16 protein-coding genes and 1 riboswitch are annotated in these 17,213 nt (G+C 70.2%); of the genes, 11 read left to right on the forward strand and 5 right to left on the reverse strand.

The annotated features are described in order from the left end of the window. The first annotated feature begins 32 nt into the window (after window positions 1-32). From SHK19_RS09360 to SHK19_RS09375, 4 genes are all read left to right on the forward strand, one after another. The gene (locus SHK19_RS09360; RefSeq protein ID WP_322938486.1) at window positions 33-1,022 is read left to right on the forward strand and encodes an iron-containing redox enzyme family protein; all 990 of its coding nucleotides are present in this window, start codon (window positions 33-35) and stop codon (window positions 1,020-1,022) included. Further along, window positions 1,019-1,198 carry a CDGSH iron-sulfur domain-containing protein gene (locus tag SHK19_RS09365; RefSeq protein ID WP_322457278.1) on the forward strand — a complete coding sequence of 60 codons (180 nt, stop codon included), beginning with the start codon at window positions 1,019-1,021 and terminating at the stop codon, window positions 1,196-1,198. Before SHK19_RS09360 ends, SHK19_RS09365 begins: the two co-directional genes overlap by 4 nt. Window positions 1,199-1,252: 54 nt before the next feature. Further along, window positions 1,253-1,468, forward strand: a riboswitch (cobalamin riboswitch). Window positions 1,469-1,674: 206 nt separating this feature from the next. Further along, window positions 1,675-4,011, forward strand: a complete 2,337-nt coding sequence (locus tag SHK19_RS09370; protein WP_322938487.1) for a ribonucleoside-diphosphate reductase subunit alpha — start codon at window positions 1,675-1,677, stop codon at window positions 4,009-4,011. Beyond that, window positions 4,008-5,024, forward strand: coding sequence for a ribonucleotide-diphosphate reductase subunit beta (locus SHK19_RS09375; protein WP_322457276.1), 1,017 nt, complete (start codon window positions 4,008-4,010; stop codon window positions 5,022-5,024). The genes SHK19_RS09370 and SHK19_RS09375 overlap by 4 nt, the downstream gene beginning before the upstream one ends. Before the next feature lie 160 nt (window positions 5,025-5,184). On the opposite strand, the gene SHK19_RS09380 is transcribed toward SHK19_RS09375, so the two are convergent. Further along, entirely contained in the window at window positions 5,185-6,102 is a 918-nt protein-coding gene (locus tag SHK19_RS09380) for a LysR family transcriptional regulator (RefSeq protein ID WP_322938488.1), read from the reverse strand. Window positions 6,103-6,185: 83 nt separating this feature from the next. Here SHK19_RS09380 and SHK19_RS09385 point away from each other — a divergent pair, with 83 nt between their 5' ends. Beyond that, on the forward strand, window positions 6,186-7,436 hold the full coding sequence (locus SHK19_RS09385; RefSeq protein ID WP_322938489.1) for a nuclear transport factor 2 family protein: 1,251 nt from the start codon (window positions 6,186-6,188) through the stop codon (window positions 7,434-7,436). A gap of 423 nt (window positions 7,437-7,859) precedes the next feature. On the opposite strand, the gene SHK19_RS09390 is transcribed toward SHK19_RS09385, so the two are convergent. From SHK19_RS09390 to SHK19_RS09400, 3 genes are read right to left on the reverse strand one after another with little or no spacing between them, the layout of a single operon-like run. After that, window positions 7,860-8,981 (reverse strand): calcium:proton antiporter, encoded by a 1,122-nt coding sequence (locus tag SHK19_RS09390; protein ID WP_322938490.1) that lies wholly within the window; start codon window positions 8,979-8,981, stop codon window positions 7,860-7,862. Between the two features lie 58 nt (window positions 8,982-9,039). Beyond that, window positions 9,040-9,408, reverse strand: a complete 369-nt coding sequence (locus tag SHK19_RS09395; RefSeq protein WP_322457271.1) for a hypothetical protein — start codon at window positions 9,406-9,408, stop codon at window positions 9,040-9,042. Between the two features lie 25 nt (window positions 9,409-9,433). After that, on the reverse strand, window positions 9,434-9,796 hold the full coding sequence (locus tag SHK19_RS09400; RefSeq protein WP_322457270.1) for a nuclear transport factor 2 family protein: 363 nt from the start codon (window positions 9,794-9,796) through the stop codon (window positions 9,434-9,436). A gap of 106 nt (window positions 9,797-9,902) precedes the next feature. Here SHK19_RS09400 and SHK19_RS09405 point away from each other — a divergent pair, with 106 nt between their 5' ends. Next, a complete protein-coding gene (locus tag SHK19_RS09405) occupies window positions 9,903-11,015 on the forward strand; it encodes an acyl-CoA dehydrogenase family protein (RefSeq protein ID WP_322938491.1) in 1,113 nt (370 codons plus the stop codon). A 12-nt stretch (window positions 11,016-11,027) separates the two neighbouring features. Here SHK19_RS09405 and SHK19_RS09410 read toward each other — a convergent pair whose 3' ends face one another. Then, window positions 11,028-12,356: an FAD-dependent oxidoreductase gene (locus SHK19_RS09410; RefSeq protein ID WP_322457268.1), complete on the reverse strand. Its 1,329-nt coding sequence runs from the start codon at window positions 12,354-12,356 to the stop codon at window positions 11,028-11,030. Window positions 12,357-12,425: 69 nt separating this feature from the next. On the opposite strand from SHK19_RS09410, the gene SHK19_RS09415 reads away from it, so the two are divergent. The 5 genes from SHK19_RS09415 to SHK19_RS09435 all read left to right on the forward strand — a co-directional run bounded on the left by SHK19_RS09415 (window position 12,426) and on the right by SHK19_RS09435 (window position 17,213). Continuing rightward, window positions 12,426-13,997 (forward strand): MFS transporter, encoded by a 1,572-nt coding sequence (locus tag SHK19_RS09415; protein ID WP_322938492.1) that lies wholly within the window; start codon window positions 12,426-12,428, stop codon window positions 13,995-13,997. After that, a complete protein-coding gene (locus tag SHK19_RS09420) occupies window positions 13,990-14,790 on the forward strand; it encodes an SDR family NAD(P)-dependent oxidoreductase (protein WP_322938493.1) in 801 nt (266 codons plus the stop codon). The genes SHK19_RS09415 and SHK19_RS09420 overlap by 8 nt, the downstream gene beginning before the upstream one ends. Window positions 14,791-14,869: 79 nt before the next feature. Beyond that, window positions 14,870-15,658, forward strand: coding sequence for an enoyl-CoA hydratase/isomerase family protein (locus tag SHK19_RS09425; protein WP_322457265.1), 789 nt, complete (start codon window positions 14,870-14,872; stop codon window positions 15,656-15,658). A gap of 2 nt (window positions 15,659-15,660) precedes the next feature. Then, complete coding sequence (locus SHK19_RS09430) at window positions 15,661-16,065, forward strand: Zn-ribbon domain-containing OB-fold protein (protein ID WP_322457264.1); 405 nt, start codon at window positions 15,661-15,663, stop codon at window positions 16,063-16,065. Continuing rightward, a complete protein-coding gene (locus SHK19_RS09435) occupies window positions 16,062-17,213 on the forward strand; it encodes a thiolase family protein (protein WP_322938494.1) in 1,152 nt (383 codons plus the stop codon). The genes SHK19_RS09430 and SHK19_RS09435 overlap by 4 nt, the downstream gene beginning before the upstream one ends.

Here is a 17,213-nt window from a genome sequence, read left to right on the forward strand (position 1 = left end):
GGTATCGAAGGCGCACACGAGACGGAGGTGACATGGAGCTGCCTGAGCCCCGCGGAACACTCAGCGCCGAGCTGACGACGGCGCTGCGCGACGGGATCACACGCGTGTCTCGCGCCGCGCCCGACGACGACGAGGACCTGCACCTCAGCCTGTGGATGCTCTACGAGCTGCACTACCGAGGCTTCGCCGGGGTGGACGAAGCACGAGAGTGGGACCCCGACCTGATCGCGGTGCGCGGGCGCCTGGAGGCCCAGTTCGAGACCGAGCTCCGGGCCGCCTGCCAGCCGATCATCGCGCTGGCCGACGACCAGGGGACGGTGCCGGACCAGCTGGTCGCCATCACCGCGTACGACACCGGGATCTCGCTCCCGCAGTTCCTCCAGCGTGAGGCCACCACTGCTCAGTACCTCGAGTTCCTGGTCCAGCGCAGTCTCTACCACCTCAAGGAGAGCGACCCCCAGGCATGGGCGCTCCCTCGCCTCGAGGGTCCGGCCAAGGTCGCACTCGCCGAGCTGTTGTACGACGAGTTCGGGGGAGGCCGTCCGGAACGGCTGCACAGTCGCCTCTACGCCGAGGCCCTCCAGGCGGTCGACCTGGATCCGTCGTACGGCGCCTACGTCGACCGGGTGCCGGGCTACACGCTCGCCGCCAACAACGCGATGTCGCTCTTCGGTCTGCACGGCAGGCTGAGAGGCGCGGCGATGGGCCACCTGGCGGCCTTCGAGATGACCAGCTCCCTGCCCTGTCGCCGGTTCCTCCAGGGGGCACGGCGGCTCGAGCTCGGGGGTCCCGTCGAGCGGTACTTCGACGAGCACGTCGAGGCCGACGCCGTGCACGAGCACCTCGCGGCGCGCGCGATCTGTGGTGCACTGGTGGACGCCGAACCGCAGCTCCGGTCCGCCGTCCTGTTCGGTGCGGCTGCATGCGTCCACCTCGATGCCGTCGCGGCAGACCAGGTGATCGGCGCCTGGACCACCGGACGCTCCGCGCTGCTGCCGGCTCCCGACCGGGAGGTCGCGTGAACGAGTGCCAGGTCACCGTGATCCCGGACGGCCCGGCGCTGATCCGCGGAGCAGACCGCATCCTCGACGACGAGGGCCGCGCCCACGAGGTGGAGCGACCGGTGGTCGCGGTGTGCCTGTGCGGCTTGACCCAGCGCCCGCCGTGGTGCGACGCGACCCACAAGGTCGCCCAGTGAGAGCAACACGCCGACACCAGATGTAGGTCCCACAATTCTGCGTTGCCCCTACATATGGTGGCGCACGCAGCTGGTTCGACCGGTCAGCCAGATCGGTGGAGGCAAGAGGGAACCCGGTGTGAGTCCGGGACTGCCCCGCAGCGGTGAGTGGGAACGACCGTCGTCATCAGCACTGGATCGGTACGACAGCGATCTGGGAAGCGGCGACCAGTAGGCGTCCGACAGGACGGGCCCGCGAGTCCGAAGACCTGCCAGCGCGCCGCACCCGCCGGGTGCGGTGGTCCGAGGCCTCGTGGGACGGCTGACGGCTGGTACGACGGGGCTCCCGCGCTCGACCACAGGGACAGCCCGCCCGACGTACGACCGTCTCCGCTCGCGACCGTCCGGACCCGAGGACCGAGTCTCGCGAGGAGAGAGCAATGACGGTCACGATTTCGGCAGGCTCAACCAGTAGTACGACGCGCGCCACGATGACGGTGCGCAAGCGAAACGGCGACACGGAGAACGTCGACGTCACCAAGATCGTCCGTGCGGTCGACCGCGTCAGCGGCGACCTGGCGGACGTCGACCCGATGCGGGTGGCGACCCGCACCATCAGCGGGCTCTATGACGGCGCGACGACGGCAGAGCTGGACCGGCTGTCGATCCAGACCGCGGCCGAGCTGATCAGCGAGGAGCCGACGTACTCGCGGCTCGCTGGGCGGCTGCTGGCCGGTTACATCGACAAGGAGGTCCGCAACCAGGGCGTCGCGTCGTTCAGCCAGTCGGTGTCGCTCGGCCACGCGGAGGGCCTGATCGGTGACGAGACCGCGCGCTTCGTGAAGGACAACGCCCGCAAGCTCGACTTCGCGATCGATCCCGCCGCCGACCGGCGCTTCGAGTACTTCGGGCTGCGCACGGTCTACGACCGCTACCTCCTGCGCCACCCCATCAGCCGCCAGGTCCTCGAGACACCGCAGTACTTCCTGCTCCGTGTCGCGTGCGGACTCGCGCAGAGCCCGTCGAAGGCGATCGACTTCTACCGGCTCATGTCCCGGCTCGCGTACCTCCCGTCGAGCCCGACGCTCTTCAATTCCGGCACCCGCCACACCCAGATGTCCTCTTGCTACCTGGTCGACAGCCCGCGGGACGACCTGGAGTCGATCTACGGGCGGTATGCCCAGGTCGCGAAGCTGTCCAAGTTCGCCGGCGGCATCGGGCTCGCGTTCTCCCGGGTGCGGTCACGCGGCGCGCTGATCCGCGGCACCAACGGCCAGTCCAACGGGATCGTGCCCTTCCTCCGAACCCTCGACGCGAGCGTCGCCGCGGTCAACCAGGGCGGTCGGCGCAAGGGAGCGGCGTGCGTCTACCTCGAGCCGTGGCACCCCGACGTCGAGGAGTTCCTCGAGCTGCGGGACAACACCGGCGAGGACGCGCGGCGAACCCACAACCTCAACCTCGCGAACTGGATCCCGGACGAGTTCATGCGCCGTGTGGAGGCGGACGAGGAGTGGTCACTCATCGACCCCGACGTCGCCCCGGACCTGCCCGACCTGTGGGGCGAGGCGTTCGACCGTCGCTACCGTGAGCTGGAAGCCGAGGGTGCTGTCGTGCGCACCATGAAGGCGCGGGACCTCTACGGCAAGATGATGCGCACGCTCGCCCAGACCGGCAACGGCTGGATGACCTTCAAGGACACCTCCAATCGGCTGTGCAACCAGACCACCGATCCTGTCCTGGGATCGGCGGGCGGCCCGGTCGTGCACCTCTCCAACCTGTGCACGGAGATCGTCGAGGTGTCCTCCGACGCGGAGACCGCGGTCTGCAACCTCGGCTCGATCAACCTCGCCCAGCACCTCGTGGGCCAGGGCATCGATTGGGACGCCCTGCGAGCGACGGTGCGTACGGCGTTGCCGCTGCTCGACCGGGTGATCGACATCAACTACTACCCGAGCGCGGAAGCCGCGCGGTCGAACCCGCGATGGCGGCCGGTCGGCCTCGGCCTGATGGGCCTCCAGGACGTCTTCTTCGCACTCGGGCTGCCTTTCGACTCCGAGGAGGCGCGTGAGCTGTCGACGCGGGTGCAGGAGGAGATCTACCTGACTGCGTTGGAGGTGTCCGCCGACCTCGCGGAGGAGTACGGCGCGCACCCTGCGTACGGCGAGACCCGTGCGGCCGGCGGTGCGCTGCAGCCCGACCTGTGGGGAGTCACGCCCACCCAGACCGAGCGCTGGGATGCGCTGAGGGCCCGGGTCGCGGAGCACGGGCTGCGCAACTCGCTGCTCATCGCGATCGCGCCGACGGCGACCATCGCGTCGATCGCCGGCTGCTACGAGTGCATCGAGCCGCAGGTGTCCAACCTGTTCAAGCGGGAGACGCTGTCCGGAGAGTTTCTCCAGGTGAACTCTGCGCTGGTGCGGGAGCTCAAGTCCCGGGGGCTCTGGACACCGGAGGTGCGCGAGGAGATCAAGAAGGCGGAGGGGTCCATCCAGGGGATCCCCGCGATCCCGGAGGACATACGCGAGCTCTACCGGACTGCATGGGAGCTGCCGCAGAAGGCGCTGATCGACATGGCGGCCGCGCGGGCGCCGTACATCGACCAGAGCCAGTCCCTGAACCTGTTCCTCGCCGGTCCGACCATCGGGAAGCTGTCGTCGATGTACCGCTATGCCTGGCAGTCGGGGCTGAAGACGACCTACTACCTGCGGTCGCGTCCGGCGACCCGGATCCAGCAGGCGACCGTCGCCGTCGCCGAACCCACCACGACCGTGAGCGATGAAGCGGCGATCGCCTGCTCGCTCGAGAACCCCGAGACCTGCGAGGCCTGCGAATGAGCACCCAGAACGAGCAGATGTTGCTCGACCCCGGCATGAACCTGACGCTGCGCCCGATGCGGTACCCGCACTTCTACGAGCGCTACCGCGACGCGATCAAGAACACCTGGACCGTCGAGGAGGTCGACCTCCACTCCGACCTCAAGGACCTCCACCGGCTCACGGACGCAGAACGCCACCTCGTCAGCCGGCTGGTCGCGTTCTTCGCCACCGGCGACACCATCGTGGCGAACAACCTGGTGCTCAATCTTTACCAGCACATCAACTCTCCGGAAGGCCGGCTCTACCTGAGCCGCCAGCTCTTCGAGGAGGCGGTGCACGTGCAGTTCTACCTGACCCTGCTCGACACCTACGTGCCCGACGAGAAGGAGCGGAACGAGGCGTTCGCCGCGGTCGACAACATCCCGTCGATCAAGCACAAGGCGGACTTCTGCTTCCGGTGGATCGACTCGGTCTTCGACAAGCAGGAGCTCGAGGACCGGGACGACCGGAGAGCGTTCCTCCTCAACCTCATCTGCTTCGCGGCCGTGATCGAGGGCCTGTTCTTCTACGGCGCGTTCGCCTACGTCTACTTCCTGCGGTCGCGCGGCCTGCTCAACGGCCTGGCGTCCGGGACGAACTGGGTGTTCCGCGACGAGTCGATGCACATGGCGTTCGCGTTCGACGTGGTCGACACGGTGCGGAAGGAGGAGCCGGACCTGTTCGACGACGAGCTCGCCGCCCAGATCCGCCAGATGCTGGTCGAGGGGGTCGACGCCGAGGCGCAGTTCGCCGAGGACCTGCTCGGTCACGGTGTCGCGGGCCTCTCTGCCGCCGACATGCGCAGCTATCTCGAGCACGTCGCCGACCGACGAATGCAGCGGCTCGGCCTGGAGCCGATCTACGGATCGCCGAATCCGCTGGCGTTCATGGAGCTGCAGGACGTCCAGGAGCTCTCGAACTTCTTCGAACGCCGGGTCTCGGCGTACCAGGTCGGCGTCACGGGATCGGTGGGCTTCGACGAGGACTTCTGACCCGGAGCGGGGCACACCCTGGTCGCCGAGGTTTAGGACCCGGTGCTCCTGGGGAGACTCTTGTCTGGCATCTGTGCTGGCGCCGGTCGGTGATCCCCTTTCCGATCGGCGCCGCGGCTGGGGTGGACCTCGTTGGAGCCGGGGGACGTCTGATCTCGGGCTAGCCCGCCGCCTTCCCGACCATCGGGTCAGCATCGCTGACCGCGATCCTCAGGGCGTCGATCATCGCGCGCACGAGCGTTCCGGCTGGAGCGGGTCCGCGCGGAGTGACGGCGTAGACGCCGCGGGTCGGCGCGTCCTCGATGGCCACCGCGACGACGTCCCTGCGCAGCGCGCGGCCCAGCAGGCCGGGTACGAGCGCGACCGCGTGGCCCGCGGCGACCATCGCCGCCTTTCCGGTCAGGTCGGCGGCGGTGACGTCGATCCGGGGGTCGAAGCCGGCGCGCGCTGCGGCGGTCCGCAACAGGATCTCGGATCCTTCGTTGTCCTCGACCCAGGTCGCGTCGGCGAAGTCGGCCAGTGACAGCGGCCCGCGGGCGGCTCTGGCGGGATGCTGCTCGGGGACGATCACGCACATCGCGTCGGTGCCGAGGGGATTGCGCTCCACGCGGTCGTCGTCCGGCAGGCCGGGCGGCGCATCCGTCACCACGGCGACGTCCAGCGTGCCGGCCGCGACGGCTTCGGTGAGCTCGCGCGTGAGCCCGGTGACGAGCGTCCACCTCACCGCGGGGTGCTCGTCCCGGACGGTCCGAAGTGCCGACGGCACCACTCCGGCAGCGGCCGACGGGGTCGCGCCGAGGGCGATGGGCGCGGTCGTCGTACGAGCATCGCGCGCGGCACGCACCGCCCGATCGGCCTCGGCGGCGATGGCCCGGGCGTGGTGGCGGAACGCGTCGCCGGCAGCAGTGGGTACGACGCCTCGGGACCGCCGCTCCAGCAGCGGCACGCCGACGTACTGCTCGAGGGCTGCGACCTGGCGCGACACCGCTGACTGGGTGTACCCCAGCTCCGCCGCTGCGCTCGACAAGGACCCGAGACGACAGACCGCGAGGAACGTCCGGACCGTTGTCAGCTGCATGCGCTCAGGGTATGCGCTCCGCGCATGGCAGGTGTGCGACATGTTCGCTTGTCGCACGGCTCGGTGACGCGAACGATGGCCTGGTGACTCGTTCAGAAACCAGCTCCCTTCCTTCCGTCGCCGTGCTCGGTCTGGGTCGGATGGGCGCCGCGATGGCCCGTCGACTCCACAGCCGGGGCCACCCGGTGGTGACCTGGTCCCGCTCCGGACGCATCGTCGACGACCTCACCAGCGTCGCGAGCCCCTCGGCCGCGGTCGGGACTGCGGACGTCGTCCTGCTCTGTCTCTTCGACGGCCCCGCCTGCTCGGCCGTCGTCACCTCGGTCCGCGACCATCTCGATGCCGGCACGGTCGTGGTCAACACGAGCACCGTGGGTGTTCACGAAGCGGTCGCGCTGGACGCGGACGTCCGGGGGAGCGGTGCCGCCTACGTGCACGCACCCGTCATGGGATCCGTGCCCGCCGTGCAGAGCGGCGCCCTGACGGTGCTGGTCGGCTCCGGCGAGGCGTACGCCGCGCCCGCGTCCACCGTGCTCGACGGGCTCGGCGATGTACTGCGGTGCGGTGCGGTAGCCGATGCCGCTGCCGCCAAGCTCCTTGCCAACGGAGTGCTCGGCGGCGCCGTGCTCAACCTGCGTTACGCCCTGATCCGTGCCGAGGAGCTCGGGATCCAACCGGGCCCGGCGTTGAGCGTGCTCGAGAGAACCATCCTCGGACGGCTGGTCGGCGGGAAGCGGGACGCGCTCGAGAAGGGCGACTTCTCCGACGCCGACTTCACGGTCGGCGCGCTGGCCAAGGACCTGACGCTCCTCGCTGCCCACGCTCGGTCAGCCGAAGGCCTGCGGGACTCCGTGGTCGGCGCACGCGATCGTGGCGTGGCGGGACCCGACGACGACATCGTCGCTCTGTGCGCGGTCGAGCCGGAGGTCGACCGGCCGCACCGACTCTCGATCGCGCCCGGCGTCACCGCCGCACCGGAGGTGCTCGCCCCGTTGGAGGCGTACGTCGCGGGCCACGCGACCGGTGACGCCAGCCACCACCGCCGCGCATTCCTGCCCACCGCGCACATCGAAGGCGTCAGGGACGGCGAGCTCGTCTCCTGGCCGCTCGAGGACTTCTGCACCCTGTTCAAGGGTCAGCCCGCCGCCGACGAGACGCAGCGACGGCGCCGGATCGACCGCGTCGAGGTGGCCGGCAGTGTCGCCAACGCGACGCTGACGCTCCATCATGGCGCCGACGTCTTCACGGACCTGTTCCTTCTGGTGCGCGTCGGCGAGGGATGGAGGATCGCCAACAAGGCGTACCACCGCTCGCCGTCGGTGATCGACGGCTAGCCGGAACCGCGCCGACGCTCAGGCGTTGGCGGTGAGCCACCTCACGGAATGCATCGCCCCTTATTTACGCTACGTCGTATGAAGCGTAAATAAGGAAGATGGCCATCGCCATCACGGTGGCCCGGACCTGAGGAGGCTGGTTCTCGTGAGCGACCCGGCGCACATCATCTGGGTGTTCGGGACCGCGATGCTCGTGGTGCTCCTGCTGGCGATCGGAGCACTCGCGCTTGCCGACGCGTTCGGACGGGAAGCGCAGAGCGGTGGTCGCGGACGATCGACAACCAGGGATGGGAGGACGCCATGCTGAACGCGGCGACCTGGCACAGCTTCAATGAGTTCTTTCGGATGGCGGGTCTCGTCACGGTCAGCATCGCCGTCGCCGGCCTGCTGATCGCGGGTGTGATCCGCGTGGCCGTGGCCGTGTCACGGCTGCACGGAGAAGAACAGGAACGCGGCGAGCAAGGTCAGGTGCACCACGCCCTGGAGCGCGTAGGCACGCCCCTGCAGGATCGTGAAGGCCGTGATCACAACGGTCAGCAGGAAGAGGACCATCTGCGTCGGCTCGAGGCCCAGTTCGAGCGGGCCGGTGAGCCAGATCATCGCCACCGCCACAGTGGGGATGGTCAGCCCGATCGACGCCATCGCGGAGCCGTAGGCGAGGTTGAGACTGAGCTGCACGCGGTTGCGAGCGGCGTTGCGCACCGCCGCGATCGACTCGGGCGCGAGGATCAGAAGCGCGATCACGACGCCGACCACGCCGTACGGCAGGTCAAGGTCCCTCACGACGTCCTCGATCGTGGGTGATACCAGCTTCGCGAGCCCCACGACGGCGACGAGCGAGGCGACCAGGAGGCCGAGGCTGAGCCACGCCTGCCGGGCTTCCGGAGGATCCGGGTGGCCGTCCTGGTCGAGGTCGAGCAGGCCGGTCGCCCGCCCGCGCTCGTCGCTGGCGACCGGCAGGAAGAAGTCTCGGTGTCGGATCGTCTGCGTGAAGACGAAGGCGCCGTACAGGCCGAGCGACGCGACGGCCGCGAAGCCGAGCTGGGACGGCGAGTACTCGCGGCCGGCGCCGGAGGTGGTGAAGCTCGGGAGGACCAAGCAGACCCCGGCCAGCGTGATGACGGTGGCGACCGCGGAGCCGGTGCCGGCGGCGTTGAAGCTCACCAGGTTGTGCTTGAGCGCTCCCGCCAGGAGCGCCAGCCCGACGATGCCGTTGAGCGTGATCATCACCGCGGCGAAGACGGTGTCGCGGGCGTACGTGCTGCTGCCGGCTCCGCCACTCGTCATCAGCATCACGATCAGGCCGACCTCGATGACCGTCACTGCGACGGCCAGGATCAAGGAGCCGAACGGCTCGCCCACCTTGTGTGCCACGACCTCGGCATGGTGGACGGCCGCGACGATCCCGCCGATCAGCGCCACCGCCAGGACCACGAGGGCCGCCCAGTGGTCGTGACCGAACGATCCGGCGCCGAGCACGAGGAGTGCTGCGACCGGCGTCGCCACCGGCCACCGGGTGCGCACCTGGGCGAGGAGCGAGGCCATGCGCAGAACCTAGCGGTGGGTACGACGAGAACGCCGACGACCCCGAGGGGGTGTGGTGTCAGGCGGTGAACCGGACCCAGGGGGTTCGGCAGATCAGCAGGCGTCGCACCTTCTCGCGGTCCTCCGACAGCTGTGCGCTCGCGTTGAAGGAGGCCTCGAACCCGCCGTCGCGCCGGGTCTCGCCGAGGACCAGCTCGGTGCCGTCCACGAGCGCGCCCTGCAGGACGTGATGGGTCAACACACTCACCTCGCGCTGGGCGAGGTAGACCACGAGGCCGGCTCGGTCACCCTCGAACTCCGCAGTCTGGTCACCGGTCGAGAACAGGATCGACAGCCGGAAGTCCTCGGTGACCATGTCCAGCACCCGCTCGGGTGTGGTCGAGTCCATGATCTCGAACCAGGCCTGCAGCAGGGGAGTGGCACTCATCGTGGATTCCCTCCGGGTCGGCGGCTCATGCGTCGTCGAGCAGGGCGAGCTCGGGGTCGAAGGCCACCTGGTAGCCGCTGACGAGGCCGTCCTCGCCCAGCCTGGCCGCGGCGATGAAGTGGCCGGTCGTGGTCGTCCCGTCGTCGACCACCGCGCCATAGACGAGCTCGAGGCCGTCGACGACGCTCTCCCGGAGCAGGACATGCCGGCGGAGGACGTTGCCGCGTCCGGAGAGGTAGTCGCGCAGCGCCTGCCTGTCCTTGCCGCGCACGACGCCGCCGGGCAGCTGGATGGCGGACCGTACGTCGGGGGCGAGCAGCGCCATCGCCGTGTCGAAGTCGCCGGCATCGACGGCGGCGTAGTACCGGGACAGGGTGGTGCTCGTCACGATCTGAACCTAATTCAATTCGCACTCGGTGTCCAGACTCTTGCCTGCGGTGGAGATGCGCCGTAACCTGAACTGAGTTCAATCCAAGTCAAGCGAGAGGCGCGCCATGCATGCCTGGCCCGAGCTGCACCCCGAGCTCCTGGCGCCGGTGCCCGAGCGCGAAGAGCTGCGGCACATCGTCCGTGAGGTCCTGGCGAAGCACGCAGACCACGAGCAGGTCCGCGCGTCCGCCGACTCCGCCACCGGCTACTCCGAGGACCTCTGGCGGCTGCTCAACGCCGAGCTCGAGGTCGGCAGGCTGGCCGTTCCCGAGGCGCTGGGAGGCAACGGTTTCGGGCTGCAAGAGCTGTTCGTCGTCGTCGAGGAGTGCGGCGCAGCACTGGCGCCCGAGCCGGTCCTGAGCTCAGCAGTGCTCGGCTGTCAGGCGCTGTCGGCCGCCGATGACCCGGACAGCATCGAGGACCTCCTCGAGCCGGCGCTTCGCGGGGAGCTCGTCGTGACGGTCGCCACCGGGCCCGCTCCGCTGGCTGCCGTGCAGGACACCGATGGCGGGTGGCGCGTGTCCGGCACCCGGACCAGGGTGCTGCACGGGACGGCGGCGGGGCTCGTCGTGGTCGACGCCACCACGCCGCAGGGCACCGTCCTCCTCGCGGTGGCGGCGACCGACCTCACGGTCGAACCCTGCGTGGCCGTCGACCTGACCCGGCGCCAGGCCGACCTGGTCCTCGACGCAGCTCCGGCGCGGCCGCTGGTCGGCGTCGCTCGCGCGACCACCGTGAGGGACCGGCTGGCACTGATCGGGCGCGCCGCGCTCGCGGCCGAGCACACCGGCATCGTCGGCGAGCTCCTCGACCGGACCCGTGAGTACGTGGTTCAACGCGACCAGTTCGGCCGCCCCATCGGCTCGTTCCAAGCGATCAAGCACCGGCTCGCCGACGTGCTCGTCGACCGGGAGCGCGCCCGCTCCGCCAGCCGGTACGCCGCCGCCGTCCTCGACGGCGAGCCGGAGACCGCAGCCCTCCCGGTCGCCGTCGCTGCTGCCGTCTGTGCCGACGCGGCGATGCGCACGGCGCACGAAGCGGTGCAGCTCCACGGCGGCATCGGGTTCACCTGGGAGCACCGCGCCCACTACTACGTCCGCCGGGTGCTCGGCGACGAGGGCCTGTTCGGCGCGACGCGTGAGCAACGGGCCCGCATCGCCGAGCTCGTCGGCGTCTGACCAGGCGCTCGGTCAGACCACGATCTCGGCCGACGCCGTCGCGGAGGCGGTCAAGCCGAACACGAGGGCCGAGGCGAGTCCGCCGGCGTATGCGCGGTTGTAGACGCCGCCCGTGTCGGAGCCGGCGCAGAGAAGCCCGGGTACGGCGACGCCGTCCCGGCCGAGCACGCGGGCACGATCGTCGATGCGGATGCCGTGGAACGGGAAGGTCAAGGCGGGAACACACTCCACGACGTACCACGGCCCTTCGTCCAGCGGTGCCCCGTCGCGCGCGCGAGCGGGCTGCTGCTGCTTGCCGGCCGACGCGGCGCGGTTGTAGCTCTCGACCTGGGCCCGGATGGTCGAGCCGTCGTAGCCCCAGTCGTCCGGGAGGTAGTCCAGCTCGTCGAGCGAGTCGGCGACGCCCACCCGCCCGCCACGCTTGCTGGCCAGCGCGAACTTGTCGACGGCGATCGCGCCCTCGACGTACGACGTCACGATCCATTCGCGGTGCACGCGGGCGTCACAGACCAGCAGTCCGCGGGACTCGGGCTGCTCCAGCAGCGCCATCGTCGTCAGGTGGTCGCCGAGGGTCTCGTCGGTGAAGCGCTGGCCGTCGACGTTGAAAAGGAGGGCGTGCTCGCTGTAGTAGAGCGACAGGTCGACGAAGTCGGCCGGATCCGTGAAAGGAACCCCGCTGGGGATCAGGTGGCCGTAGAAGCCCGCGTCGTCCGGACCGGTGGCGGCGCCGACGGAGGACGCCAGTCGGTATCCGGCGCCCGTGCTGCGCGGGTTGGACCGCAGCTGCATCCCGGCCGCACGCGGGTGGATCCTGCTCGCGACCAGCTCGGGGTCGCCCTGGAATCCGCCCGTCGCCACGAGCGTCCATGCCGCCCGCACCTCCTGAGTCCCCTCAGGCACTGAGAGCTCGGCGCCGAGGACCCGCCCGTTCTCGGTGAGGAGGCGCGAGGCCTGCGTCCGCAGCAGGATCTCGCCTCCGGCATCGACGACGATCCGGCGGCACAGGTCGAGGTACTGGTTGGTGTCGAACTGGTGCCCACGCCCGAACCCGAGCACCGGCACCGCCGGCCGCACGTCGACGCCGACCGAGCGGATCCACTCGACGCCCTCGGAGAACCTGTCGACCACGGCGTGGCGCAGTGCCTCGTCGCCTCCCGGATTGACGTCGTCCATCACCTGACGGCTGGGCGCGGTCCAGATGTAGCCCGCGAAGCGCGCGGACCCACCCACGTCCTCGCCCACCTCGACCACCAGGACACGCCTGCCGTCGCGGGCGGCGCGGGCGGCGGCGGTCAGGCCCGCCATCCCGGCGCCGATCACCAGTAGGTCCGTCTCGCGCATCTCGGGCTCCTTCCCCAGTGACGCCCGTTACCCTAAACTAAACTCACTTCAGTTCAAAGGGGTAGAGCCGTGGGACGGTTGTTCAGGCTGCTCCTCGGCGTGCAGTTCATGAACGCGACGGCAGTCTGGGTCCACGTCGTCGCCGTCCAGTGGATCCTGACCGAGCGCGGGGAGCCGGCGACGGTGGTCGCGCTCGCGCCGACGGCGGTCGCCGTCCCCTTTCTCGTCCTCGCCCTGCCGGTCGGCGTGATCGTCAGCCATGCAGTGCGGGAACGGCTGATCGCACGCGCGGCCGCGGTCGCCGGGCTCGCGGGCGCCGCTGCCGCCCTGCTCGTCGTCTCCGGCACCGATGCTGCGCTGCCGCTCCTGGCCACGATCGTCGTGGTCGGCGCGGCGCTCGTCGTGGTCGGCGTCGCCTGGCAGTCGCTGCTCCCGGAGATCGTCGACAGAGAGGCCCTGCCGTCGGCAGTGCTGCTCGACGGCGCGATCTTCAACCTGGCCCGCGCGGTCGGCCCGCTCGTCGCCGGCGTCGTGCTCGGACTCGGACTCCCGGGTGTGCTGTTCGGCGCCGTCGCGGCCATGTTCGCGGTCTGCTCGTTGCTGCTCCTCCTTCTCGGTCCTGCGACGGCCGCACGCCCTCGTCGGACGGAGTCGGTCGTGACGGCGATCGGAGGGGCGCTCCGTTTCGTCCGCCACTCACCATGGACCACCGGGCTCCTGGTGCGGCTGGTGATGTTCGGCCTGCCCTCGAGCGCGCTGTGGGCGCTCGTCTCCCTCGTGGTCCACGAACGGCTCGCCCTGGGCGGATCGGGCTTCGGTGTCGCGATGGCGCTGATCGGCGCCGGATCGGTGGCGGCTGCGGTGACGCTCGGGCGCCTGCGGGCCCGCGTGAGTGCCCATCTGCTCGTCGCGACGTTCTCGTCCTGCTACGCGATCAACCTCGCTGCTCTCGCACTGCTCGGCGAGCTGTGGCTGCTGGCGCCGTTCCTCGTCCTCGGTGGCATCGCCTGGGTCGTTGTCCAGAGCACCTGGATGATGCTCGCCCACCAGGCGCTGCCGGACTGGGTCCGGCCACGGGTCGTCGCGTTCCTGCTCATGCTCTTCCAGGGAACCCAGGCCGTCGGCGCGTTGGCCTGGGGCGCGGTGGCCGACGTCGTCGGCCTCGAGCGCGCCTTGGGCCTCGCCGCGACGCTCCTTCTCCTCTACGCCGTCACGCTCCTGGCTGCCGGCCTGCGGACGAGCGTCGGCATCGAGCCGGTGCCGGCGACGCCGGACGCGGCGATCGCCGAGCTCGTCCGCGAAGCCGCCGAGGGCGAGCTCCTCGTCCGCTTCGAGTACGCCGTCGCCGCCACCGAGCAGAGCCCCTTCCGCGATGCCATGGGCGACCTGCGTCGCTCCCGGTTGCGACTGGGTGCTCGGTCCTGGTCCCTCGAGCCCGACCCCGCCCGACCCTCCACGTTCGTCGAGAGCTACCGCGTCCGCGACCGCAGCCTGCTGCTGGAGCAGGAGACCACGCGGCTCACCGTCCCCGAGCAACGCCTGCGCGACGTCGTACGGGCGCTGACCTCGCGTGCCACGGGACCCACACTCACCCCGGTGCGGGCGGATCGATCCATCACTGAGGAGGCCATGCATGACTGACATCCCGACCGGGACCGGACGGTTCGCTGGTTGCACCGCGCTTGTCACCGGTGGGGGTTCCGGCATCGGCGCGGCTGTGGTCCGGCAGCTCGCTGCCGAAGGAGCGGCCGTTCACGTCGCCGACGTGGTCGCTGACAACGCCGCCGCGGTCGCCGCTTCCGTCGGCGCCGTCGCCCACGCCGTCGACGTGACCGATGCGGTCGCCGTGGATGCCGTTGTCGCCGCGGTGGTCGGCTCTGCCGGGTCGCTGGACGTCGTCGTCCACACCGCCGGCGTCGACGACCCGCAGGCCAAGGCGTGGATCCGTGAGGCGGGTGAGTCGGGCGGTCCCGTGGACGTCATCGGGCGGCTGACCGACGAGGCTTGGCGGCGGGTGATCTCGATCAACCTCGACGGCACGTTCCACGTGCTCCGTGCCACGGTACGCGCGATGCGCCCGCAGGGGCGCGGCGCGATCGTCACCGTCGGCTCGTCGGCGTCCTTCGACACCCTCGTCGGCTATCCGCACTACGCGGCGTCCAAGGCGGCGGTGCACGCCCTGTCCCAGTCAGTCGCCAAGGAGGCGGTCGGCTTCGGGATCCGGGTCAACACCGTCGCTCCTGGGCCGGTCGACACCCCGATGGCCGGCCGTACGCCACCGTCGGTTCGGGCGGCCATGGAGGCCGCCGGCGCCCTCGGCTACGCGAGTGCTGAGGAGCTCGCCGACAACATCTGCTACCTCGCCTCTCCGCAGGCGTCGAACGTCGTGGGGGCGGTGCTGTTGAGCAACGGCGGGCGGTTCACCGTCTCCTGAGCGTCGTCCCGCTTGACAGTTGACTGAACTAAGTTCAAACTAAACTGAATCCAGTTCGGTTCTGAAAGGACTATCCCTCATGGTGGACACCGATCACGTCCTGCTCGAAAAGGACGGCAACGTCGCCCGGGTGTGGCTCAACCGCCCGCACAAGAAGAACGCGGTGACCGTCGAGCTCCTGCACCGCCTCGACGAGATCATCAAGGAGGTCGACGACGACCCCGAGCTGAGGGTGCTCGTCCTGCGCGGCGTCGAGAACCAGTTCTGCTCCGGCTTCGACCTCGACGAGCTGCTCTCGGACTACATCGGTTCCACGATGGCGATGGACGTCGCCGTGCTCTCCGCCGAGGTCTGCGACCGCCTCTACTCGATGAAGACGCCGTCGATCGCCGTCCTCGAGGGATTCGTGACCGCCGGCGGCTTCGAGCTGATGATCTCCTGCGACTTCGCCATCGCCTCCGACGACGCGCAGATCGGCGACTTCCACATCCGTCGCGCCCTGTTCGGCGGAGCCGGCCCGATCTACCGCCTGCCCCGCATGATCGGCCTCCGCAAGACGAAGGAGCTGATGCTGACCGGCAAGCTCCTCTCCGGCCAGGAGGCGAAGGACTTCGACCTGATCAACGACTCGGCGCCGGCCGACGAGCTCGACAAGCGCGTCGAGGAGTTCATCTCCACGCTGACCGACAAGAGCCCGTACATGATGCGGCTCACCAAGATGGCGATCAACCAGGGTCTCGACGCCGACGTCCGCTCGCTGATGATCATGGAGCACCTCGCCGTTGGCAACGCACTGCAGTCCGAGGACGGCCGCGAGGGCGTCCGGGCGTTCCTCCAGAAGCGCGAGCCCAAGTGGGTCGGTCGCTGACGATGGCGGTCGAGCCGGCCCTGCCGCTGCTGGGGAGCCGATGCTCCCCGTGCGGCAACGTCGCCTACCCCGCCGCCGCGGGATGCCAGCGATGCGGCAGCTCCGACCTGGTGGCGGTCGAGCTGGCGAGGACGGGCACGGTCTGGGCGCACACGGTCCAGCGCTTCGCGCCCAAGTCCCCGCCCTACGTGCCGCCGGCCGAGGGCTTCACGCCGTACGCCCTGGGGTACGTCGACCTCCCGGAGGGGGTCAAGGTCGAGGCGGTCATCGAGGCCACCACGGTCGACGATCCGGCCGAGCTCGTCGACGCACGGGTGACGCTCGTGGCCACCGAGCCGGTGCCGCGGTTCGCGACCGACGGGTGGCTCGCCACCCGGCCCTCCGCCGAGGCGGTGGGCGGCCGATGAGTCTTGATGTCTCGATCATCGGCGCCGGGCTGTCGCGGTTCGGTCGTCAGCCGGGCGTCACCGGACGGCAGCTGGCGGTGCAGGCGATCCACGCCGCGCTCTCCGACGCGGGTATTGCCTGGGCCGACGTCCAGGTCGCGTTCGGCGGCAGTGACGGAGCGGGTCTCGCGGACACGCTGGTCGCCGAGCTCGGACTGACCGGCATCCCCTTCACCAACGTCAAGAACGGCTGTGCGACGGGAGGCAGCGCCCTCGTCGCGGCCGTCAACGCCATCCGGTCCGGTTCGGCCGAGATCGCGCTCGCCGTCGGGTTCGACAAGCACCCCAGAGGCGCGTTCGACCCGCGCCCCGAGGACTGGGGCCTCCCCGCCGGGTACGGCGAGGCCGGACTCATGGTCACCACCCAGTTCTTCGCCGTGAAGATCGCGCGCTACCTGCGCGAGCACGGCATCGACGAGGGCACGCTCGCCAAGGTCGCCGCCAAGGCGTACCGCAACGGTGCCCTCAACCCGAACGCCTGGCGCCGCGAGCCGATGAGCGAGGAGCAGATCGCCGGCGCCGCCATGGTCAACGACCCGCTCACCCAGTACATGTTCTGCTCGCCCGGTGAGGGTGGCGCGGCGATCGTCGTCGCGAGCCCGGCAGCCGCGAGACGCCTCGAGGCGCGGGCCGTCCGGCTGCTCGCCGTGGCGCCCCGGACCCGGGCGTTCGGCTCGTTCGAGGTCTTCAGCCCCTCGATCCAGGGGACCGGCACTCCCACGAGCGTCAGCACCGACGCGGCCCGGGCCGCCTTCGAGCAGGCGGGCGTCTCGCCCGAGGACATCGACGTCGCGCAGCTCCAGGACACCGAGAGCGGCGCTGAGATCATGCACCTGGCCGAGTGCGGCTTCTGCGAGCACGGCGAGCAGGAGAAGTGGATCACCGCGGGCGAGACCGAGATCAGTGGCCGGCTCCCGGTGAACACCGATGGCGGCTGCATCGCCAACGGCGAGCCGATCGGTGCGTCCGGACTCCGGCAGGTCCACGAGATCGTGACCCAGCTGCGCGGCGAGGCCGGCGACCGACAGGTCCCCGGCTCGCCGCGGCTGGGCTTCACCCACGTCTACGGCGCGCCGGGCATCAGCGCGTGCACGGTCCTGGGGGTCTGA

Source organism: Nocardioides bizhenqiangii (assembly GCF_034661235.1).
Taxonomy (GTDB): domain Bacteria; phylum Actinomycetota; class Actinomycetes; order Propionibacteriales; family Nocardioidaceae; genus Nocardioides; species Nocardioides bizhenqiangii.